We start from the raw sequence: 21,254 nt of genomic DNA on the forward strand, positions 1-21,254 counted from the left end.
GTATATGTCGCTAGGGTGGGAGGCATGGTGACTGACGACGTATTTGCCGTCATAGCTGAGGCAACCAGACGCGACATCCTGGTCTCCCTCCGCTCTGGGGATAAGGCTGTAGGGGAACTCGTGGCGGAGCTGGCGGCGAGCCAGCCCACTATTTCCAAGCACTTGAAGGTGCTCCGCGAGGCGGACCTCGTCACCATGCGCGCACAGGGCCAGAAGCGCTTCTACACCCTGAACACCAAGCCGCTCGCGGGCATCGCCTCGTGGCTGGAAACGTTCGACGTCGGACAGGCCAAGCCCGCCGTCGTCGCGCCTTCCGGAGGGGAGCCAGCAGCCGCCGTCAACGGGCCTGCGGCCGTCACCGCCCCCGCTGGCGCGGTGCCCGAATCCGGGACGACCGAATCGGCGGCTGACATGCCTGCTACCCGGGTGGACGCCGTCGGCCAGGCCGTGATGGCGCATGCCTCCGAATCATCAGGGATTCTTGAGGCCCCGGATGACACCATGCCGCAACACATCGGACGCACCGTGGGCCGGGCCGCCACCAAAGCCGCTGATCTGCTGGCCAACCTTCCGAATCTGCCCAACCTGCCAAAGTTCGGCCGGAAGCGCTAGCTGACGAGTTGGGTCACATTCCCCCCGGATGGAGCTGCCGGGGAAGCAAGTGCAACCATGGGCGGGACTGAACACCGTCCGCTACAGCTGGGCGCACTGAGGATAGGAACCCCCCCATGGATTCAAGGCTCGAAGGTATCCGGGACACCGTGCTTGCGCGGAACCCGGGTGAAAAGGAATTCCACCAGGCCGTCATCGAGGTCTTTGAAAGCCTGGGCCCGGTCCATGACAGGCACCCCGAATTCCTCGAGGGCGCAGTCCTTGAGCGTCTCTGCGAACCTGAGCGCCAGATCATTTTCCGCGTTCCGTGGACTGACGACGCCGGCCGGGTCCATGTCAACCGTGGCTTCCGTGTGGAGTTCAACTCAGCGCTGGGCCCCTACAAAGGCGGCCTGCGTTTCCACCCCTCCGTCTACTTGGGGATCGTGAAGTTCCTCGGGTTTGAACAGATCTTCAAGAACGCATTGACGGGCATGCCCATCGGTGGCGGAAAGGGCGGCTCGGACTTCGACCCCCGGGGACGTTCCGACGCCGAGATCATGCGTTTCTGCCAGTCCTTCATGACTGAGCTGTACAGGCACATTGGCGAGTACACCGACGTGCCGGCGGGGGACATCGGGGTGGGAGGCCGTGAAATCGGTTACCTCTTTGGCCAGTACAAGCGCATCACCAACCGCTACGAATCCGGGGTCCTCACGGGCAAGGGCATCTCATGGGGCGGGTCTCTGGTTCGTCCCGAAGCCACCGGCTACGGCACTGTCATCTTTGCTCAAGAGATGCTCAAGACCCGGGGACAGTCCTTTGATGGGCAGCGGGTGGTGGTTTCGGGCTCAGGCAATGTCGCCATCCATGCCATCGCCAAGGCACAATCCTTGGGGGCCACCGTGGTTGCCTGTTCCGACTCCGCCGGATACGTCGTGGATGAGGCGGGGATCGACGTCGAGCTTCTGCGCCACATCAAGGAAGTGGAGCGCGGGCGCCTCACCGAGTACGCCGCTCGCCGCGGGGGTGCAACCCACGTAACCGGTGGTTCCGTGTGGGACGTCAACGGCACGGTGGCGCTGCCGTGCGCCACGCAGAACGAGCTCGACGGCGATGCTGCCGCCAAGTTGGTCAGCAACGGACTGATCGCTGCAGCCGAGGGCGCCAACATGCCCTCCACCAGGGAAGCCGTGTCCGTGTTCCAGGAGGCAGGCATCCTGTTCGGCCCGGGCAAGGCAGCCAACGCAGGTGGTGTTGCCACGTCCGCGCTGGAGATGCAGCAGAATGCGAGCCGTGATTCGTGGACCTTCGAGCACACCGAGCAGAGGCTCACGGAGATCATGGTGGGCATCCACGATCGCTGCGCAGCAACCGCCGACGAGTACGGTGCGCCTGGAAACTACGTGGTGGGCGCCAACATCGGCGGCTTCGTCAAGGTAGCGGACGCCATGCTCGCCCAAGGCCTCATCTGAGGTTGCTACCCAACTGAGGTTCCTAGCCAACTGAGGTTGCTACCCAACTGAGGTTCCTGCCCAACTGAGGTTCCTACCCAACTGAGGTTCCTGCCCAACCAGGGGACAGATCATGCCGTTCTGAGCGCTCAGAGCGAACAGGTGCTGTCCTCTGGTTGGGTGGAGGCTAGCGCTGCAGCAGCCGCACGTGGTCCGGATTCAGGTCCGAAACCTTGCTGACGCCAAGCAACGCCATGGTCCTGGTCATGTCTTTCTCGAGGATCTGGATGGCACGGTCCACACCCGCGCGGCCGCCCGCCATCAAACCGTAAAGATACGCCCTGCCAATCAGGGCGAAGTCAGCACCCAAGGCCAGTGCGGCCACGATGTCCGCACCGCTCATGATGCCCGTGTCCAACATGACGGCAGCCTTGCTGTTGTCCGACGCCAGTGCCGTTGTGACCTCCGGAAGCAAGTGGAACGGGATGGGTGCGCGGTCCAGTTGGCGGCCCCCATGGTTGGATAACACGATGCCATCGACGCCGTGGTCCACCACGCGCCGGGCGTCCTCCACGGTTTGGATGCCTTTGACCACGAGCTTGCCCTTCCAAGTTTCACGCAGCCAGTCCAAGTCCTGGTAGGTCAGTGTCGGATCAAACATGGAGTTGATGAGCTCAGCCACAGTCCCGGTGTAGCGCGACAGTGAGGCAAACGTCAGGGGTTCGTGGGTGAGGAAGTTGAACCACCACGCCGGGCGGTAGGACGCGTCCACCACCGTTTTCAGTGTCAACGCCGGCGGTATGGTCATGCCGTTTCGGACGTCCCGCAGTCGCGCACCTGCAACAGCGGTGTCCACGGTGACCATTAGGGTGTCGTTACCGGCCTTTGCGGCCCTTTCGATCAGCCCAAGGGAGCGCTCGCGGTCCGTCCACAAGTACAGCTGGAACCAGTTCCGGCCGTTCGGGGCAGCGGTTGCCACATCCTCGATCGAGGCGGTGCCCATGGTGGAGAGGGTGTAAGGAATCCCGGCGGCTTCGGCTGCCTGTGAGCCCGCGTATTCGCCCTCGGACTGCATCATGCGGGTAAAGCCGGTTGGCGCGATGCCGAACGGAAGCCGTGATTTCTGGCCCAAAATGTCCGTGCGGAGATCAATTCTTGAAACGTCCCGCAGGATGCCCGGCCGGAATTCGATGTCCTGGAAGGCCTGACGGGCGCGACGAAGGGTGATTTCTTCCTCAGCAGCACCGTCGGTGTAATCAAAAGGAGCCTGCGGGGTGCGGCGCTTGGCCATGTCCCGCAGTTCCCAAACGGTGCTGGCCCTCTTCAGCCGGGCGGCCTTGCTGAACTCCGGCTTCTTGAACTGCATCAGCGGCGCCAGGTCCGCGACACTCGGTATGCGTCGCCTCAGTGCCGGCGGCCGCACGACGGCGGCTGGCGGCTGGGGTGCGCGGGTTACGTTTTGGTCGCTCCCGGCATCGGCTGGCGCAGCGGTGATCTTGGGATCAATCGTGTCGGTCATACGGGTCTCCCTAGGGTTCATGTGGTCTAACCACACTCTAGGGCATGTGGTCTGACCACATCAAGTAGTATTCGGATATGCGCACGCACGAGCTGGTCCTGCAATGGATCGAAAAGCAGATTTCCGACGGCGAGCTCACCTTGGGTGGCCGTTTACCCGGCGAGCGGGCCATGGCTGAGCAACTGCAGGTTTCCCGGACCTCGGTCCGTGAGGCCGTCCGGATCCTGGAGGCCATGGGGGTGGTCCGGGCCGGCGTCGGGTCCGGGAAAGATGCGGGAACGGTAGTGATTGCCGAGCCCGGAACTGCTTTGGGTTCCACCCTGCGCCTCCACGTGGCCACCCGTCATCTGCCGGTAGCGGACATTGTGGAAACCCGCGTGCTCCTCGAATCGTGGGCAGCCAAACGCGCCAAAGCCGGCACGCCTGCGCTTGAGGAGGGCGCCAAGCTCTTGGATGAGATGGATGCAGGCCCGGACGTCGGTACGTTCCTCGCCTTGAACTCACGCTTCCATGTCGCCCTGGCACAAGCGGCGGGAAACGCCGTCGTGAGCGCCATGATGGCCTCACTCCGAGGCGCCATTGAGAATTACGCGGGCGAGCTCACCAGGAACCTGCCCAACTGGGAGGCTACCTCCAAGCGGCTAAGGGCCGAGCACCGTGCCATCCTCGCGGCCGTGAACACTGGCGACGGCGCTGGGGCGGCTGAGCTCGTGGCCTCGCACATCACGGGTTTCTATGCCGAAGCTGGAGTTGCCCCCGATCACGCGGAACACTGATCACGCGGGCTGATCAGGCGTGCCGCCTCGCCGGCTTACAGAAGGCGCCGCGGTGCTTTTCCGGATCTCCATTCGTGGCCGGAACTCGTCCCGGACCGGCTCGGGTGCCTCGCCGGGCTGCTGGATCTGTTCCCGCATCCTGCGCCAGGCCAGGCTACCGATTTCGTTGATCGGTACGGCGGCCGTGGTGAGCGGGGGAGTGGTGTACCGGGCGAACGGAATATCGTCGAAGCCCGCCACGGAGATGTCATCCGGAACGCGAAGTCCACGCTCATGCAAGCCACTCAGCAACCCCATGGCCACAAGATCGTTGAAAGCAAGGATTCCGGTGGCACCGCAGGCAATAACGAGCTCGGTTGAATCATGGCCTGAATCGAAGTTTGAGCCCCCGGGAAGCAGCTGCAGTTCGATCCCCGGGTTCTGCTCCCGGAAAACTTCCAAGCCGGCAAGGCGCTGCCTGTTGGACGCGCTGTGTTCCGGTCCTGCGAGGAATGCCAGTCGCTTGTGCCCGAGCGCTACAAGGTGCTGGGCCAAGTCCTGTATGCCCTGTTCGTAGTCGACGTTCAGGCTGGGGGTGTTGTCCGCCGTCGTGCGGTTGATGAGCACCAACGGGTGCAGGCTCGGCGCAAGTTCCTCCAACTGGGCGTCGCCCATCCTGGGCGCGCACAGCACCACGCCGTCGCATCGACGCCGGGCCTCGCCCGCCAAGATTGCCTCCTCGCTGGCAACCTCAGAGGAATCGGCGATGAGGACCCGGTATCCGTCTGTCCCCGCAGCAATGCTGAGGCCGCGGAGGATGGCCTGGAAGGTCGGATTGGCAAGGTCCGGGACCACAATCCCGATGGTGTCCGTTTTGCCCAAGGCCAGGCTCCGGCCCACTGGATTGGGCTGATACTTCAGTTCTGCGGCTGCTACACGGACCCGTTCAGCGATGCCTGCATCCACCGCGGCATTGCCGTTCATGACGCGGGAGACAGTGGCGTGCGAGACGCCGGCTCTTAGGGCAACATCGGCAATGCCAACGCGTTTGTTGGCGTTGTTACGTGCCATGCCGCCCTCCCATCTATCGCCGCACGCTGCCGGAGCAGCCTGCCAATGAAGCCTCGCGGTCCCGGAATCGAGGCCTGCGCACGCAGAGGCGTTGACAGAAAGCTTATAGTGCCTCGGTAAACGATTTCTTGGTTCACTCGAAACTGTCCAGTGGCCGGTTGCAGGGCTCGCTTGCGAGGCCGTGCGGAGGACGTAGGATGCCCTCATGCCTCTTTTTGACCTCCCGCTCGAGCAACTCCGTGATTACACTTCCGCGGCAGTACCGCCGGCCGACTTGGACGCCTTCTGGGACGGCACCATCTCGGCGGCGCGGGCATTCCCGCTCGACGCCGTTTTCGAACCCGTGGATAACTACCTCACAGTGATCAACACCTTCGACGTCACCTTCTCCGGCTTCGGCGGCGACCGCATCAAGGGCTGGCTTCACATTCCCGCGAATTGCGAGCCGGGCCAGAAACTTCCTGTCGTGGTCGAATTCATCGGATACTCCGGCGGACGGGGCTTGGTCAACCAGAACACCCGCTGGGCCCAGGCCGGCTACGCGCATTTCATCATGGACACCCGCGGTCAGGGGTACGGCGGTGTGTCAGGCGATACGCCCGATCCGCACCCTTCGGCGGGCGAGGTCAACTTCGCCGGACTCATGACCCGGGGTTCGGGGCACCAGGAGGATTACTACTTCCGCAGGGTCTACGTGGATGCCTTCCGTGCGGTGGAAGCGGCGCAGAGCCACGCCGCCGTCGACCCCTCCAAAGTAGTGCTGACCGGGGTGAGCCAAGGTGGTGGGATCACGGTCGCGACGGCTGGGCTGACGGCCGGAAGGCTCGACGGCGTCATCGCCGCACTGCCCGACGTCCCGTTCCTACAGGACTTCCCGCGGGCCATCGACATCGCCCCGCGTGGTCCCTACCCGGAAATCGCCGGATTCCTCGGCAGGCACCGCGACAAATACGAGCCTATGCTGGCCGTTCTTAACTACTTCGACGGCGTGCATCTGGGCCGGGCGGCCACCGTTCCCGCGCTGTTCTCCGCCGCGCAAATGGACGATATTTGCCCGCCCTCAACGGTCTTTGCCAGCTACAACAGCTACGGCACCGGCTCTTCCGCAAAGGGCAGTGCGCCGGACAAGGACATCGAGGTGTATCGCTTCAACAACCACGAGGGCGGCCAGGAGCACCACTGGATCAAGCAACTCCAGTTCCTGCGCAAACTTTTGTCATCATGACGGACACGATTTGCCCGGTGTGAAGAAGCGCGGTTATGGTGTGGCTATGACTAACCGTTGGTATGCGTATTTTTCGTTGGCTCTGGAGGGGCCCGCGTCTAACTGACACGCATCCAACTTTCCTTCAGAGCCAACAGGGCAGAGATCATTCTCTGCCCTTCGCCATATCCGGCGGGTTCTGAGACGGGACCCGCTCCGCACCGGACAGGACCCAGACATGACCAGCATCGCCGCCGAATCCCCTGAATCGCTCCATTCCACCGAGCCCACAGAGGCAAAGCAGCCCGCCACCTCCAATCTGCGGGTGGCCCGTTTCGAACCGCTTCCGGCACCCCAGGACCTCATCGCCGAGCTGCCGTTGGACGCCCACTCAGCTGCCGTCGTCGACCGTGGCCGCGACCAGGTCCGCGCCATCATGGACGGCGTGGACGATCGCCTCCTCGTGATCGTGGGCCCGTGCTCCATCCATGACCCCAAGGCGGGCCTCGAGTACGCCCGCCGATTGGTCAGCCAAGCGGAGAAGCACAAGGCCGACCTGCTCATCGTGATGCGTACCTACTTCGAGAAGCCCCGCACCACCGTCGGCTGGAAGGGCCTGATCAACGATCCCCACCTGGACGGCAGCCACGACATTGCCGCCGGCTTGCGTGCTGCTCGCGGCTTCCTGAAGCAGGTCACCGCATTGGGCTTGCCCACGGCCACCGAGTTCCTCGAGCCCATCAGCCCGCAATACATGGCGGACCTCGTTTCGTGGGGCGCCATCGGCGCGCGCACCACCGAAAGCCAGATCCACCGCCAGCTCGCCTCCGGCCTTTCCATGCCCATCGGTTTCAAGAACGGTACCGACGGCGACCTCCAAGTGGCCATCGACGCATGCGGTGCATCTGCTGCTGAGCAAGCTTTCTTGGGAATCGACGACGGCGGCCGAGCAGCCCTGGTGGCGACCTCCGGCAACCCTGACACCCATGTGATCCTGCGCGGGGGACGCAAGGGCCCAAACTACTCGCAGGAGGACGTGGCCGCGGCATCATCCAAGCTGGCGGCCAAGGGACTGAACCCGCGACTGATCGTGGATGCCAGCCATGCCAACAGCGGCAAGAGCCACCACCGGCAGGCCGAAGTTGCCTTGGAAATCGGGGCCCAGCTGGAGGCAGCGGAGACCTCTCCGATTGCCGGCGTCATGCTGGAGAGCTTCCTCGTGGGCGGAGCGCAGAACTTGGATACCGCCAAGCAGTTGGCCGGGGAACAGGAGCTGACGTACGGACAGAGTGTCACGGACGCCTGCATGGAATGGGACGTCACGGCATCGGTGTTGGAGCAGCTCGCAGCCTCCGCCCGGAAGCGTCGGCAGGCTACCGCGGAGTAGGACTCTGGAGCCCAGCCCGAGCGTCCCGTTTCGTGGGTTCGCTGCGCAAAGTGCCGTGCGCCCGGCCTTCTCCGCAGCGACCCCCCGTTCCGGGGATGCCCTGGTTCCGGAGTCGTGTCCCACTTGTCGGAAATGCTTTCACATTGGCCCCAGCAGCCTCTAGAGTATCTATCACAGGGTTGTTTGATGGCTCAGCATCGGCACACCGTCTAACTGGGGTGTCCTACTGGCTGAGAGCAAAGGAATATGGGAAATGTCCGCGGAGACTAACTTCTCGAATGCGCGTTTCATGACGGTGGCTGAAGTCGCCGACGTTCTTCGCGTTTCCAAAATGACCGTGTATCGATTGGTTCACTCAGGGGAAATGCCCGCCGTCAGGTTCGGCCGCTCCTTCCGTGTTCCCGAGGAAGCAGTTGCACAGTACCTCAAGGGTGCTGTTGTGGACGGGCAATCCGAGACTGCCTGACGCTGCATGTTCCGTCCGGGCTTTGATGCGCGGACTGTGGTCACAGAGTGCCCCGTGAAAGCGGTACCCTGTTAAGGAACGTTTTACGTCAATGTAAGAATCTGTCAGTTGTACTGTCTGCTTCCGCGGATGCGTTCCAACAGACAGGACCTTCTAGCTTGTAAGGAACTTTCGTGGGTTCAGTTATTAAGAAGCGCCGCAAGCGTATGGCCAAGAAGAAGCACCGCAAGCTGCTTCGCAAGACACGCCACCAGCGTCGCAACAAGAAGTAGGGATACTTCATCAAGCGTGAATGCCCGTTGCCTTTCGAGGCGGCGGGCATTTTTGCGCCCACCCGTCATGACAACGAGGGCTAGGGCCGCGGGCCGCGGAACCTTGAGAAGCCCCGCCATAAGCCGTAGATCGCCCCACCGACGGTAGCTGCCTTGAGTCCCAGGGTCGCGGCACGGCGCCCCGCGCGGTAATCGTAGACAGGCCAGTTGTTGTCGCGGGCGTGCCGGCGAAGCTTTCCATCGGGGTTGATAACCACAGGGTGTCCCACCATGGTGAGCAAGGGGATGTCGTTGGCGGAATCGCTGTAAGCCCAGCAATGATCGAGGTCCAGTCCTTCGCGCTCCGCCACTAGTTGTACTGCCACGGCCTTCGCCGGACCATGCAGGATGTCGCCCACGAGCTTACCGGTGTACATCCCATCACTGACTTCGCCCACGGTACCGAGTGCTCCCGTGAGTCCGAGCCTTGTGGCGATGACAGTGGCAACCTCAACCGGAGTGGCTGTCACAAGCCACACCTTCCGGCCCACTCGGAGGTGCTGTTCGGCCAGTGCCTTGGTTCCGGGCCAGATCCGGGATTCGATCATTTCGTCGTACACTTCTTCGCCCAGGGCCTTGATGTCTTCCACCGAGATCCCGGCCGCGAGCGTCAGCGCAGAATCGCGCACGGCATGGACATCTTGCAAGGTCTCGCCGCGCATGACGAACTTGAATTGTTTCCACGCGAAACCGGCTGCCTGGCTGAGTGTGAAGGCTTTGCGCTCGTACATCTTGCGTGCCACGTGGAAAAGGCTCGCGCCCTTCATGAGGGTGTTGTCCACGTCGAAGAAGGCCGCTTCGCCTGTGTGCTTCTGCAGTTGCGCGTCTGCGACCACAGCGGCGTTCTTCTCCTCGGGCATGCCTTGAGTCTAGTCAATTGCCGGGTCCCCGTGCTTCGCCGCACTGGAGCGCGAGCAGTGTGCATGAGATGGGCGTGGAAGAGGGTGGTGGGGATACCGTTGAGGCATGTCCATTCCCGACGTCGTTCTCCTCACCAAAGCTGACTGCCACCTTTGCGCCGAGGCGCGTACCGCCGTCGAGCGTGTCACTGCAGCGCTGGGCGTCCCGTGGGCGGAGCGAAGGATCGACGACGACGCCGGCTTGCAGGAGCAGTACGCGGAGGAGATTCCCGTGGTGTTGGTCGACGGCATCCAGCGCGATTTCTGGAAGATCGACGAACAAAGGTTGGCCCGGACCATCAAGAAGGCCATGGCACGCTGACCCTCCGATACCGGGAGCAGCAGCTTTTGTTCAGTTTCGCCGCGGAGCCATAGAGTGGAACAACGAAGCGATGCAATGGAGAGTACCGTGACTGCTCTGGAACCGTCCCCGGGAGCAGCAACCGAAGGCAACGATCCTGCCAAGAGGCAGATCCCGCCCGCGGCTGTGGCCCGGATGACCCTCTATTTGCGTGCGCTCAATTCCCTGCTGGCTGAAGGTGTGGAACGGGTATCCTCGGAAGCACTTGCCGAGGCCTCGGGTGTCAGCTCCTCCACCCTCCGCAAGGACCTCTCCTACGCAGGTTCGTACGGAACCCGCGGTGTGGGGTACGAGGTCCAGTACTTAAGCCGTCACATTGCGGCTGCGCTCGGACTGACACACGACTGGAAGGTCGCGATCGTCGGTGCCGGTAACCTCGGAAAAGCCCTGGCCAGGTATGGCGGTTTTGAGTCCCGGGGTTTCGACGTCGTGGCGATCTTCGACGCCGATCCCATGGTGATCGGTAACGAGGTGGGCTGGCTCCGTGTCAGTGATTCCGCCGAGCTCGAACGTGTCCTGGCACGGACCCACACAAACATGGTGGTGCTTGCATTGCCGGCCACGGTTGCCCAGGAAGTGTGCGACCGGGTGATAGCCGCGGGAATCAGGAGCATCCTCAGCTTCGCCCCGGTGCTCCTCCAGGTGCCGCCCCACGTCAACCTGCGCAAGGTGGACATGGCCACGGAGCTGCAGATTCTGGCCTACCACGCACAGCGGGCGCAGACGCCGGGCCAGGCCGTTTAGCCAGAGCCGGGTCTCCGCCCGCGATAGTTCGTTGCTGGATAGTTCGTTGCTGGATGCTTCCTAGTTGCCGTAGGGGTTCTGGAACGCGCCACTGAAGGGCTTGGCCTTGCGGAAGTACGGTGCCGACGACGGCAGGTACAGCAACACGATGGCGGCGATACCCAAGAGGATCGTGATGGTGGTCAAGCCCAACTGCGCAAGCCCCAGCAGTGAAAGCGCGGCGAGGACCGTGCCCAGGATGCGTGCCCAGTTCTTACCGCGCCGGATCTTGAAGGCAACCAAAGTGTAGAGGCCGATCATGATGATCGAAATGATGACCAGGAAGGTAATCGCCAAGTTGATGAGGTTGCTCACTGTAACCGCGGGATCCTGCGTGCCCTGAGCTTGGATGGCCTGTTCCACCATCGATTGGCCCGCGCTGGAATTGAGCATCACGATGGTGAGTGGTAGCGAAATCAGCGTCAAGAGAGCGCAACCAAGGAGCATCCAAAAGGAGACGTTGACCAGCTGGGGCACGCCCGTTGCGGATGCTGCTGCTTCACTGGGCCAGCTCATCGGTTGGTTGTACATCGGTGCCGTGGGCGGGGAGACCTGGCCGTATTGCGGCGCTGGGGGCGGGGAGGCCTGGCCGTATTGCGGCGCGGCGGGCGGCGGGGAGGCCTGGCCGTATTGCGGCGCGGCGGGCGGCGGGGAAGCCTGGCCGTACTGTGGCGCGGGCGGAGGGGAGACCTGACCGTACTGCGGGGCAGGGGGCGGGGACGCCTGACCGTACTGTGGGGCGCCCGGTGGCTGGGGGTGGTTGGTGTCGCCCGGGTTGGTGGGCGGGAGGGGCGGGTTGCTCATGGCATTCCTTTGCTCGTTCGACTGCTGGTTCGGCCGCCGGGATCAGCAAAACGACCCTGCCCCCAGCGTGGTTCTGATTCCACCGTACCCCCCTGCGCAGAGGGTGTTCGTGATCCCACGCACCTTTTCCGCCGTCGTCGCAAAATCATCATGAAAGGCGTACTTCCACGATGAAGGCCGCAGCCGTCCGGGGACGGCCGCGGCCTTGGAATGGTGTTCCGTCGCGAGCTTCCGACGAGGCCCGGGTTCCGCTATGCGTTACCCCGCACTGCCTTGAACCAGAGCTGCGAGTTCGGCAGCCACATCAGGACGACGGCGACCGCACTGACCAGGAATCCGAACCAGTTGCTGCCCAAGCTGCCCGCCCCATAACCGCCAGCGCTGGCAGATCCGATAATCGCAAGCAGCAACGAGACAACAGCCAAGACGGTCAGTGCAAGCCTTGCCCACTCTTTGCCCTCTTTCATCTTCATGGCAAGGACAATTTGGGCAACTGCCACCGCCAGGCTCAGGAGCAAAAGAACGAGGAGGACGGCGGCTAAGCCCGGGATGAACGCAAACGCGGCAATGATCGCGAAGAACCCGATCAGTCCGAACAGGAGTGCCAAGAGGCCCCAAATCACCCAAATGAAGTAGGACACTTTGAGTTCTGTTGGGAGGCCCTGCGTCTTGAACATTCCCGAAAGTCCCCCGGCAGGCAGGACATCGTTGAAGTTGCGGGGACGGTCGGTGGGCATTTCAAAGCGGAAACCGCCTGACTGCCCTTGCTGTCCCGGCGCAGGCTGCGAGTACTGCTGTCCCGGTGCGGGCTGGCCCATTCCGGGCTGCTGCGGAGGCTCGTAGCCCGGCGGTGGCTGGTAACCCGGGGGCGGTTGGTAGCCCTGCGGAGGCTGGTAACCCGCAGGAGGAACATTGCCTGGCTGCGGAGGCTCGGAGCCGGGCTGCTGTGGCTGGGGTGCTTCATCTGGGGTACTCATGGCATCACTGTAGACCGCGGGTTGAGGGTTGCATAGGCAATTTTGAGCCAATTCGCAGGTAACTACAGGCTGTTTGCCGAACAATCGGCAAGTGCTCTTGGGAAATGAGAAACGACGCCCCCACCAGCCGTTGGCTGCGCGGGGGCGTCGTCGAAAATGCGGCTGCTTATGCGGCTGCCGGTGCGATGAACGCGAGTTCCAGGTTGATGACTACCTTGTCGCTGACCAGCACGCCACCGGCTTCGAGGACGGCGTTCCAGGTGAGGCCGAAGTCCTTGCGGCTGATGGTGGTTTCGCCGGAGACGCCGGCGCGGGTGTTACCGAAGGGATCGACGGCGACGCCGTTGAATTCGGTTTCGATGGAAACTTCCTTGGTCACACCCTTGATGGTGAGATCGCCCACGAGGTCAAAGCTGTTGCCGTTGGACTTGACGTGGCGGGAAACGAACGTGATTTCCGGGAACTTCTCCACATCGAAGAAGTCCTCGCCCTTGACGTGTCCGTCGCGGTTGACGTCGCCCGAGTCGAAGCTGGCGGTCCGAATGGTCGCGGTGACCTTGGAATCGGTCAGGGTCTCACCGAGTTCCAAGGTTGCTTCGGCATCCTTGAACTGGCCGCGTACCTTGCTGATACCTGCGTGGCGAACGGTGAAGCCGATTTCGCTGTGCGAGGCGTCAAGGGTCCAGGTGCCGGTGGTGACGTCAGCGGGAAGGGTCATCATGGTGTTGCTCCTATGGGTAGTGGTAGGTACTGCTTGCTCGACGCTTGCGATGTTTCCTGTTTACTTGAAAGATCAACCGAGCTTCGTACCCAGTATAAACATGCATATGCATCTTTTATTCCAACTCCACGGAACATTTCGGGAAATTTCTGAGTTCTACTAGATGTAGAAGATTTCGGATCGCCCCGCTTCTTTGAGAAACTGGTAAACATGCCCCAAGCAACTGTCCATCTGCTTCGCCATGGCGAGGTCCACAACCCCGATGGCGTCCTCTATGGCCGGCTGCCGGAATTCCATCTCTCCGAACGCGGCCGGGACATGGCACGGATGCTGGCCGAGCACTTCGTTGCGCGCGCCACCGCAGGCGCCAAGATCTCGTATTTGGCTGCGTCTCCGCTGACGCGCGCCCAAGAGACGGCGATGCCTACGTCCGAGGCACTGGGCCTGGAGATTCATACGGAACCGCGCATCATTGAAGCTGAAAACCACTTTCAGGGACTCCACCCCACCAAAGCCGAGTTCCTTAAACCCAAGCACTGGTGGTACTTCCGGAACCCGCTTCAGCCTTCCTGGGGCGAACCATACAAACAGCAAGCAGCCCGCGTCCTTGCGGCAGTGCAGGACGCCCGGACTGCGGCCATCCACTTGGCTGGAGATGGCGCCGAAGCAATCCTGGTCAGCCACCAGTTGCCTATCTGGGCTACGAGGTTGACCGCGGAGGGGCGCAGTTTGGCCCACGACCCCCGCAAGCGGGAGTGCACGCTCGCGTCCTTGACGTCCCTCGTGTTCGACGACGCCGGCAAGATCATCCGCGTTGACTACAGCGAACCTGCAGCCGTTCTTCTTCCCGGTGCAGCCAGCACCCCGGGAGCATAGCCATGGACAACACGTTTTCGCGCCGCGGTGTCCTGGCCGCCGGGGGAGTCCTACTCACCGGCTTGGCGGTGGGACTTTCGGCCTGCGCGCAGCCGGACTCCTTGGCTGAACAAGCCAAAAAAGGCGACAACAAGAACTACGTCGCCGGCGACGGATCAGTGACCGAGTTCGCCAAGGCCGATCGCACGGCCCCGGTTGCCCTCAAGGGCACCCTCTTCGACGGTACCGCCGTCGAACCCGGGGTGCTCAAAGGCAAAGTCACCGTACTGAACTTCTGGTTCGCAGCGTGTGCTCCCTGCCGTGTGGAAGCGCCACAGCTTGAAGCCCTCCACCAGGAATTCAAGGGCCAAGGCGTCCAGTTCTTCGGTGTCAACCTGAGGGACGAGAAGGCAACGGCGGACGCCTTCGATAAGACTTTCAGCCTCACCTACCCGAGTTTCGATGACAAAGACGGTGCCGTGCTTCTCTCGGTGTCCGGAATCGTCCCTCCGGGTGCAGTGCCCACCACGCTCGTCCTGGACAAGGATGGCAGGGTGGCATCGCGCGTCCTCGGCGGAATCGAAAAGGGCACGCTTAAGGCACTCATCACCTCAGCAGTGGCTGAGTAGGCCCATGAACAGTCCTTTCGCTGAAACGATCCTGAACGGCTCGCTGTTGCTGGCCGTGCCCGTGGCGTTGCTGGCAGGACTTGTCTCGTTCCTTTCACCCTGCGTGCTTCCCCTGGTTCCTGGCTACTTGGGCTACGTCACCGGCCTGACCGGCGTCGACCTTCAGAAGCAGCGGCGAGGCCGCATGTTGGCGGGAATCGGCCTGTTTGTTTTGGGTTTCTCCGTGATCTTCGTTCTCCTCGGCGGTGCCTTCGGGCAGCTCGGAACGTTGCTGACCGGAAGGCAGAACGCGTGGATCACACAGCTGCTGGGTGTGCTGGTGATCGTCATGGGCGTTGTGTTCATGGGCGGTTTCGGCTGGCTGCAGCGGGACGCCAAGATCCACGCGAAGCCACCGGCAGGCCTGTGGGGCGCTCCGCTCCTGGGGTTGACCTTCGGACTGGGATGGGCGCCCTGCATCGGACCGACGTACTCCGCGGTACAGTTACTGAGCCTGTCCGGTGGTTCGTCCGCCGCTAAAGGCGCCCTGCTCGCCTTCGCGTACAGCCTCGGCTTGGGGATTCCGTTCCTGGTGATTGCCTTGGCCGTGCGCCGGGGAATGGGCGTCATGTCCTTCTTCCGCAAACGCCGGCTGGCCATCCAGCGGATCGGCGGAGGCATCTTGATTTTGCTTGGCGTCCTGATGGCCACAGGAGTGTGGGGGAGCTGGGTGACCCAGTTGCAGTACTGGTTCCAAACTGATGTGAAGTTGCCGATCTGATGAGCGAGTCTGTGAAAGCCAAGAAGAATTCCACCGCCGGTAACACGCCGGAAGCGCCCGAAGAGACCGGCAGCTCCGCGGTAGATCGAGCCAAGTCGGAGGCCGCCCTGCCCGCGCTCGGTATCAAGGGAATGCTCCGGTGGTCCTGGACCCAGTTGACCAGCATGCGCACGGCGTTGTTCCTGCTGCTGATGCTGGCGGTGGGCGCGGTCCCCGGTTCCCTGTTTCCCCAGCGGGCGGCCAACGCTGCAATCGTTACCCAATACATCAAGGACCGCCCCACCATTGGGCCGATCATGGATGCGGTGCAGCTGTTCGACGTCTACTCTTCAGCGTGGTTCTCGGCAATCTACATCCTGCTCTTCATTTCCTTGATCGGCTGTGTCACTCCCCGGGCGATCGCTCACTACAAGGCGCTGAGGTCCAAGCCGCCGCGGACCCCCAAGCGCCTTTCGCGCCTGCCGGAGTATGGCACCCTGGTGCTGCCCGCCGACGCCGGGATTCCGGCGTCGAAAGCCATCACCGATGCCGCCGGGCTGCTCAAGAAGCGCGGTTACCGCGTGGACATCAGGGACGCCGACGGCGCGCTGCCTTCCGTAGGTGCCGAGCGTGGCCTCATCAAGGAAGTGGGAAACCTGGTTTTCCACACCGCGCTGATCGGGGTGCTTGTCTCGGTTGCTGTGGGTGGGCTCTTTGGATACAGCGGCCAGCGGATCCTGGTGGAAGGTGACACCTTCGTCAACACCCTGGTGGGCTACGACCAGTTCACGCCCGGCTCCAACTTCCAAAGCGGCTGGCTGCAGCCGTACTCTGTTCAGCTGAACAGCTTCCAAGCCACCTTCGATCACGAGACGCCGGGTAAGTTTGGCCAGCCCATCGATTACACGGCTGAGGTGACCACGAAGGAATCACCCGATGCGCCCGCCCAGAAGCAGGTCCTGAAAGTTAACGATCCCCTCTCCTTGGGCGGAACCAACATCTACCTCACAGGCAACGGTTACGCCCCCATGGTCACTGTCCGCGACGGGCAGGGCAACATCGCCCTGCAGGGTCCGGTAGTGGCCAAGGTGCAAGGGGCCAACTACTATTCCTCGGTGGTCATCAAGGTGCCCGACGCCAAGCCCGACCAACTCGGCTTTGTTGGTTTCTTCCTGCCCACGGCCTTCGCCACTCAGGACGGGGTTTCCTTCAGCGGGGATCCGGAACTCCTCAACCCGCAGCTGAACCTGAACTCGTTCTACGGCGATCTGGGCCTGGACAAGGGCGTACCCCAAAACGTGTTCGAGCTGAACGTCGGAAACCTCAAGCCGCTCAACGGCCGTAACCTCCCGAACAAGGCCATCACCCTTACTCCCGGCCACACCGTTACTTTGCCGGACGGCAAGGGCAGTATCACTTTCGACGGCGTCAGGAAGTACGTGGGCCTGGACGTCCACAACAACCCCGGCCAGCTGTATGCGCTGATCTTCGGGTTGCTTGCCGTTGCAGGCCTGGTGACGTCCCTGTACGTCAATCGTCGGCGGGTGTGGGTGCGCACCGGAACGCATGAAGATGGCCGCACTATGGTGGAGTACGGACTGCTCGCACGCGGTGAGGACCATCGCCTCGCGGGCGAAGCCGCAGCCTTGCGTGAACTTTTTGCCCGGGAATGGAATGTTGCCGGTGAGCCCGACACCACGAGCCCGGCTAACCCGGACGCCCCGAACGCCGTCTCTTCCTCAACCACGAAGGACCAGTAATGCCTGTCATCAACGAAACCCTGGGCCAGTACAGCGAGCTCTTCATGCTGTTGGCCGCCGGCACGTACACCGTGGCTTTCATCGCGTTCGCCTGGGACCTGGCCAAGAGCAGCAAGGCATTGCGCGCGATCGACCTCAAGGCAGCGGCAACCGCCGAGGCTGAGAGGGTGCCCGTGGCCGCTGGCCGTGCCGCTTTGGCAGGACCCGACGCCGGTGGGCCGGCCGGTCGTGCCGAGCGTCCGACGTCGGGCGTCACCGTTGAGGGTGGCACAGCGGCGGGGGACATGAGGTACACCGCCGCGCGCCGCGTCCCCGCCCGTGTGGCCGTAGCGCTGACCGTGTTGGGGGCCCTCATCCACGCAGCGGGTGTACTGACGCGTGCGTTTGGCGCCGGCCGCGTGCCGTGGGGAAACATGTACGAGTTCCTCACCACGGGAGCCTTCGTGGCCATCGCCGTATTTCTGGTGGTCCTCATCCGGCGTGACCTCCGGTTCCTCGGAACGTTCGTGGTGGGTCTGGCCATCATCATGCTGGTGGCGGCGTCAATTGCTTTCTGGACTCCTGTTGGCCACCTTGTTCCTGCCTTGCAGAGTTACTGGCTGATCATCCACGTTTCCATCGCGGTGCTGTCCTCGGCCTTGTTCACCTTGACGTTCGCGATGTCAGCGCTTCAGTTGGTGCAGTCGCACCGTCAGAAGAGCCTTGCCGCGGGGCGACCGGACAAGCTTGGCTTCATGCGCTTGGTACCGAACGCGCTGAGCTTGGAGAACCTGTCCTACCGGATCAACGCCGTCGCTTTTGTGGGCTGGACGTTCACGTTGATGTTCGGTGCCATCTGGGCAGAAAAGGCGTGGGGCCGCTTCTGGGGCTGGGACCCCAAGGAAGTATGGACGTTCGTGATCTGGGTTGTGTATGCCGGTTACCTTCACGCCCGTGCAACCCGTGGCTGGACCGGAACCCGAGCCGCATGGTTGTCGATCATCGGCTACGCCTGTGTCATCGTCAACTTCACGCTGGTAAACACAGTCCTCAACGGTTTGCACTCGTACTCGGGGCTGTAGGACTTACCGGGCCCTAGAACTACGGGCGCTTAATTCAACCCGTCGGTGTCTTGCGGTTCCTGGCCGCGCGCACGCTTCTCCTTGTCCCTTTTGGCTTTGAGTTGCCGCAGGCGCTGCTCTTCGGCCTGGTTGCGGCGGCGGATCTCGAGGTTCCGCAAGAACTCGGGGTCGTCATCGGGCGCTGCGGGGTAGTGGCGGGTGACTTGGGCTTCGGGCTTGCCGTACGGCCGGCCAAAGATGAACCACAGAACCGCGCCAAGCAAGGGGAGCACGATCATGACCACGATCCAGGCGAGCTTGGGAAGACCGCGTGTGGCCCGTTTGTCCGTCCGGATCGCGTCCACCAAGGCGTAGACAAAGAAAACAAGAACGACGACGACGCCAACTACCCGGACCATGCACCAAGTCTAGTCTTCCAATGCCCTTCACCGGGGGCGGATTTTGACGCCATCAGGCTGCTCCCAGTTGAACGGGTAAACTTGCAGGGTGGCTTTCCTGAAGTATTCCCTCATCCGTTTGGCGCTGTTTGTGCCGTTGTTCGTGCTGTTCGCTTTCCTGCAGGTGGGCTTGGTGGCAGCGGCGGTGTTTGCCGGACTGGTGGCTTTCGCCCTCAGCTACCTTTTCTTCCAAAAGCAGCGGGATGCGGCCACCTCCGCAATGCGCGAGCGGCTTTCCGGCCGGGCAAAGCCCCTCCGGACTGCCGGTGAAGTCGAAGATGCGGCGGTTGAAGACAACCTGGTGGAGCAGAACCCCGAAATCGCAGTGAACAACGACAAACGGCCGGGCAACGCCTAAGGCATTACCAGCGAGGCCGCAGGCCTTAGAAGCCGCGGCTCAAGATCAAGCCGATTGAGAAGAGAACGCTGTAACCGAGGTTGATCAGGCCGGTCTGTTTCAGCACCGGGATGAGGCTCTTGCGCTTCTTCCCGTTGATCATGAGCCACGCCGGCAACAGGCAGGCCGGGATCAGCAGCAGCACAATCAGCATCCATGGCTTGGTGGGTGCCAGGACGATCACCAGCAAGATCGCGACGGCGAGCATCAGCACATAGCTTTCGCGGGCGTGCCGGTCTCCCAAGCGCACGGCGAGCGTCCGTTTTCCGGCCGCGGCGTCCGTGGGAATATCCCTGACGTTATTGGCCATCAACAGCGCGCAAGCGATCAGCCCGGTACCGATCGCGCCCACCACGGCGGCGACGCTGATCTGTCCGGCCTGCGTGTACGTGGTGCCAAGGGTGGCCACGAGCCCAAAGAACACGAAGACGAAAACGTCCCCCAGCCCCATGTAGCCGTAGGGGTTCTTGCCGCCGGTGTAACCCCATGCGGCCAGGACGCAGCCGATGCCCACCAGGATCAGCCACCACGATTGGGTAATGATCACCAAGATCAGTCCGCAGATCATCGCCGCCCCGAACAAGCCAAATGCCGCCCACTTCACGTGCTCGGGCTTTGCTGCACCGGAGCCAACCAAGCGCAGGGGCCCAACGCGGTCTTCGTCCGTGCCACGGATTCCGTCCGAATAATCGTTGGCGTAGTTCACGCCCACCTGGAGCAGGAGCGCAACAAGTGCCGCCAGGATCGCGTTCAGTAGCCGGAACGCATGGAGCTCATACGCTGCCGCCGAACCGATCAGGACGGGCGCGATAGCCGCGGGCAGTGTGCGGAGCCGGGCCCCTTGAATCCATTGTGCAGCTGTCGCCACGTGCAGTACCTCGTGTATTTCGCGATTGATCGTCGGGTGGAGTTCGTGAGGGAAGAACGTGTCTATTGTCCCCGATGGAGGGCGGAAAGCCGTTCAATCATGGTTAGCCGGTCGGGTTTCCCATTGGGCAGCATCAGCAATTCCCTGTCCACGCACGCGGTCTTGGGCGCCAGGACGCCCAGCAAGTGCTCCCGCTGTGACATGACACGCTGCAGTCCATCTTCGCTGGGGTCGTCCAGGGCTAAGTATGCTGCCACGGCTTGCCCCCACTGCCGGGAGGGGACGCCGGCAACGAAAGCCGCTTTGACGCCGTCGAGCGTTTCCAGCTTGCTTTGGATGTACGCGGCGGAGCCTTTGACGCCGCCCGTGATGATGACGTCGTCCGCGCGGCCCAAGACCGTGAGCTTGCCGTCGTCGGACAATTCGCCGAGGTCGCCGGTCACGTACCAGCGGATACCGTCTTCTTCGAAGAACGCTTGGGCTGAGGCCTCGGCATCGAGGTAGCCCGCAGCCACGGTGTCTCCGCCGAGCAGGACACGGCCCGCCAACTCACCGGCCCCAATGCGCACCTCGACGCCGTCCAGCGGCGTGCCGTCGTAGACGCAACCGCCGCAGGTTTCGGCCGAGCCGTAGGTGGTCACCACCGTCAGGCCTGCGTCCCGGGCAGCGGCACGGAGCGCGGGGGTGGCAGGTGCGCCGCCCAGGAGGATTGCGTTGAAGCGTCGCAGGACGGCCAGGGTTGCTGGCGCGGGAGAATCGAGGAGCCGTTGCAACTGCGTCGGCACCAAGGACGTGAAGCGGATCTTATCCGTGAGTTCCTCTGCCGCGGCCGTGAAAGCCTCAGGAGTGAAGCCGTTCGACTGGTCCATCACCCACGGGCGGGTTCCGGCGTAGAGCGACCTGACCAGCACTTGGATTCCGGCCACGAACTGCAGGGGCAAGGCCAGCAGCCACTGCCCTTCGCCGCGGAGCGCCATGGCGGTGGCCACGGATGACGCCACAAGGGCGTCCACAGTCAGAATGGTTGCCTTCGGAGTCCCTGTGGATCCGGAGGTGCGGACCACGACGGCGGCATCCTCGACTCCCGTATTTACCGGGACCGCCGTCGGCTGGCCGTTTGCGCTAACAATTATTTCGACGGCGGGGCCCTCGCCCTCAAGGGCGGCTGCGAGTGCTTTGAGTACGGGCTCGATGTCCACGAGGCG

The 21,254-nt window shown here is 62.8% G+C and carries 24 protein-coding genes; 15 read left to right on the forward strand and 9 right to left on the reverse strand.

What is annotated here, in order from left to right:
* Positions 1-24: 24 nt before the first annotated feature.
* On the forward strand, positions 25-612 hold the full coding sequence (locus SB659_RS14260; protein WP_410550828.1) for a metalloregulator ArsR/SmtB family transcription factor: 588 nt from the start codon (positions 25-27) through the stop codon (positions 610-612).
* 116 nt (positions 613-728) lie between these two features.
* Complete coding sequence (gene gdhA, locus SB659_RS14265) at positions 729-2,066, forward strand: NADP-specific glutamate dehydrogenase (RefSeq protein WP_410550829.1); 1,338 nt, start codon at positions 729-731, stop codon at positions 2,064-2,066.
* 166 nt (positions 2,067-2,232) lie between these two features.
* Here the strand turns inward: gdhA and SB659_RS14270 are convergent, their stop codons facing one another.
* Positions 2,233-3,564 carry an alpha-hydroxy-acid oxidizing protein gene (locus tag SB659_RS14270; RefSeq protein ID WP_410550830.1) on the reverse strand — a complete coding sequence of 444 codons (1,332 nt, stop codon included), beginning with the start codon at positions 3,562-3,564 and terminating at the stop codon, positions 2,233-2,235.
* Positions 3,565-3,641: 77 nt separating this feature from the next.
* On the opposite strand from SB659_RS14270, the gene SB659_RS14275 reads away from it, so the two are divergent.
* Entirely contained in the window at positions 3,642-4,340 is a 699-nt protein-coding gene (locus SB659_RS14275; protein WP_410550831.1) for a FadR/GntR family transcriptional regulator, read from the forward strand.
* On the opposite strand, the gene SB659_RS14280 is transcribed toward SB659_RS14275, so the two are convergent.
* On the reverse strand, positions 4,341-5,390 hold the full coding sequence (locus SB659_RS14280) for a LacI family DNA-binding transcriptional regulator (protein ID WP_410550832.1): 1,050 nt from the start codon (positions 5,388-5,390) through the stop codon (positions 4,341-4,343).
* A 205-nt stretch (positions 5,391-5,595) separates the two neighbouring features.
* Between SB659_RS14280 and SB659_RS14285 the strand changes: the two genes are divergently transcribed.
* From SB659_RS14285 to SB659_RS14300, 4 genes are all read left to right on the forward strand, one after another.
* Positions 5,596-6,615, forward strand: a complete 1,020-nt coding sequence (locus SB659_RS14285) for an acetylxylan esterase (RefSeq protein ID WP_410550833.1) — start codon at positions 5,596-5,598, stop codon at positions 6,613-6,615.
* A 217-nt stretch (positions 6,616-6,832) separates the two neighbouring features.
* A complete protein-coding gene (locus tag SB659_RS14290; protein WP_410550834.1) occupies positions 6,833-7,981 on the forward strand; it encodes a 3-deoxy-7-phosphoheptulonate synthase in 1,149 nt (382 codons plus the stop codon).
* Between the two features lie 253 nt (positions 7,982-8,234).
* Positions 8,235-8,447 carry a helix-turn-helix domain-containing protein gene (locus SB659_RS14295; protein ID WP_017199160.1) on the forward strand — a complete coding sequence of 71 codons (213 nt, stop codon included), beginning with the start codon at positions 8,235-8,237 and terminating at the stop codon, positions 8,445-8,447.
* Positions 8,448-8,620: 173 nt separating this feature from the next.
* The gene (locus SB659_RS14300; RefSeq protein WP_003792170.1) at positions 8,621-8,719 is read left to right on the forward strand and encodes a 30S ribosomal protein bS22; all 99 of its coding nucleotides are present in this window, start codon (positions 8,621-8,623) and stop codon (positions 8,717-8,719) included.
* A gap of 80 nt (positions 8,720-8,799) precedes the next feature.
* Here SB659_RS14300 and SB659_RS14305 read toward each other — a convergent pair whose 3' ends face one another.
* The gene (locus tag SB659_RS14305) at positions 8,800-9,618 is read right to left on the reverse strand and encodes an HAD family hydrolase (RefSeq protein ID WP_284980138.1); all 819 of its coding nucleotides are present in this window, start codon (positions 9,616-9,618) and stop codon (positions 8,800-8,802) included.
* Positions 9,619-9,724: 106 nt separating this feature from the next.
* Between SB659_RS14305 and SB659_RS14310 the strand changes: the two genes are divergently transcribed.
* Together SB659_RS14310 and SB659_RS14315 are read left to right on the forward strand one after the other, a co-directional pair.
* Complete coding sequence (locus SB659_RS14310; RefSeq protein ID WP_284980139.1) at positions 9,725-9,979, forward strand: glutaredoxin family protein; 255 nt, start codon at positions 9,725-9,727, stop codon at positions 9,977-9,979.
* A 75-nt stretch (positions 9,980-10,054) separates the two neighbouring features.
* On the forward strand, positions 10,055-10,762 hold the full coding sequence (locus tag SB659_RS14315) for a redox-sensing transcriptional repressor Rex (protein ID WP_410550835.1): 708 nt from the start codon (positions 10,055-10,057) through the stop codon (positions 10,760-10,762).
* A gap of 60 nt (positions 10,763-10,822) precedes the next feature.
* Here SB659_RS14315 and SB659_RS14320 read toward each other — a convergent pair whose 3' ends face one another.
* From SB659_RS14320 to SB659_RS14330, 3 genes are all read right to left on the reverse strand, one after another.
* A complete protein-coding gene (locus SB659_RS14320; RefSeq protein ID WP_284980141.1) occupies positions 10,823-11,605 on the reverse strand; it encodes a hypothetical protein in 783 nt (260 codons plus the stop codon).
* A 251-nt stretch (positions 11,606-11,856) separates the two neighbouring features.
* Positions 11,857-12,582, reverse strand: coding sequence for a hypothetical protein (locus tag SB659_RS14325; RefSeq protein ID WP_410550836.1), 726 nt, complete (start codon positions 12,580-12,582; stop codon positions 11,857-11,859).
* A gap of 166 nt (positions 12,583-12,748) precedes the next feature.
* The gene (locus SB659_RS14330) at positions 12,749-13,300 is read right to left on the reverse strand and encodes a YceI family protein (RefSeq protein WP_284980305.1); all 552 of its coding nucleotides are present in this window, start codon (positions 13,298-13,300) and stop codon (positions 12,749-12,751) included.
* Positions 13,301-13,513: 213 nt separating this feature from the next.
* Here SB659_RS14330 and SB659_RS14335 point away from each other — a divergent pair, with 213 nt between their 5' ends.
* Genes SB659_RS14335 through ccsB form a run of 5 tightly spaced genes read left to right on the forward strand, consistent with a single transcriptional unit; the run spans position 13,514 to position 18,347 of the window.
* Entirely contained in the window at positions 13,514-14,179 is a 666-nt protein-coding gene (locus tag SB659_RS14335) for a histidine phosphatase family protein (protein WP_410550837.1), read from the forward strand.
* A 2-nt stretch (positions 14,180-14,181) separates the two neighbouring features.
* Positions 14,182-14,787, forward strand: coding sequence for a TlpA family protein disulfide reductase (locus SB659_RS14340; protein WP_284980144.1), 606 nt, complete (start codon positions 14,182-14,184; stop codon positions 14,785-14,787).
* Between the two features lie 4 nt (positions 14,788-14,791).
* Positions 14,792-15,547, forward strand: a complete 756-nt coding sequence (locus SB659_RS14345; protein ID WP_284980145.1) for a cytochrome c biogenesis CcdA family protein — start codon at positions 14,792-14,794, stop codon at positions 15,545-15,547.
* Positions 15,547-17,286, forward strand: coding sequence for a cytochrome c biogenesis protein ResB (locus SB659_RS14350; protein ID WP_410550838.1), 1,740 nt, complete (start codon positions 15,547-15,549; stop codon positions 17,284-17,286). The genes SB659_RS14345 and SB659_RS14350 overlap by 1 nt, the downstream gene beginning before the upstream one ends.
* Positions 17,286-18,347, forward strand: a complete 1,062-nt coding sequence (gene ccsB, locus SB659_RS14355; protein WP_410550839.1) for a c-type cytochrome biogenesis protein CcsB — start codon at positions 17,286-17,288, stop codon at positions 18,345-18,347. The genes SB659_RS14350 and ccsB overlap by 1 nt, the downstream gene beginning before the upstream one ends.
* A 29-nt stretch (positions 18,348-18,376) precedes the next feature.
* Here the strand turns inward: ccsB and SB659_RS14360 are convergent, their stop codons facing one another.
* Positions 18,377-18,745 carry a PLD nuclease N-terminal domain-containing protein gene (locus SB659_RS14360; RefSeq protein WP_284975535.1) on the reverse strand — a complete coding sequence of 123 codons (369 nt, stop codon included), beginning with the start codon at positions 18,743-18,745 and terminating at the stop codon, positions 18,377-18,379.
* An 88-nt stretch (positions 18,746-18,833) separates the two neighbouring features.
* Between SB659_RS14360 and SB659_RS14365 the strand changes: the two genes are divergently transcribed.
* The gene (locus tag SB659_RS14365) at positions 18,834-19,142 is read left to right on the forward strand and encodes a DUF4229 domain-containing protein (protein ID WP_284980149.1); all 309 of its coding nucleotides are present in this window, start codon (positions 18,834-18,836) and stop codon (positions 19,140-19,142) included.
* 25 nt (positions 19,143-19,167) lie between these two features.
* Here SB659_RS14365 and SB659_RS14370 read toward each other — a convergent pair whose 3' ends face one another.
* Positions 19,168-20,049, reverse strand: a complete 882-nt coding sequence (locus SB659_RS14370) for a 1,4-dihydroxy-2-naphthoate polyprenyltransferase (protein ID WP_284980150.1) — start codon at positions 20,047-20,049, stop codon at positions 19,168-19,170.
* A gap of 62 nt (positions 20,050-20,111) precedes the next feature.
* The gene (locus SB659_RS14375) at positions 20,112-21,248 is read right to left on the reverse strand and encodes an AMP-binding protein (RefSeq protein ID WP_410550840.1); all 1,137 of its coding nucleotides are present in this window, start codon (positions 21,246-21,248) and stop codon (positions 20,112-20,114) included.
* Positions 21,249-21,254 lie beyond the last annotated feature (6 nt).

Origin of the sequence: Arthrobacter sp. SIMBA_036 (assembly GCF_046535135.1) — a bacterium.
Taxonomy (GTDB): Bacteria; Actinomycetota; Actinomycetes; order Actinomycetales; family Micrococcaceae; genus Arthrobacter.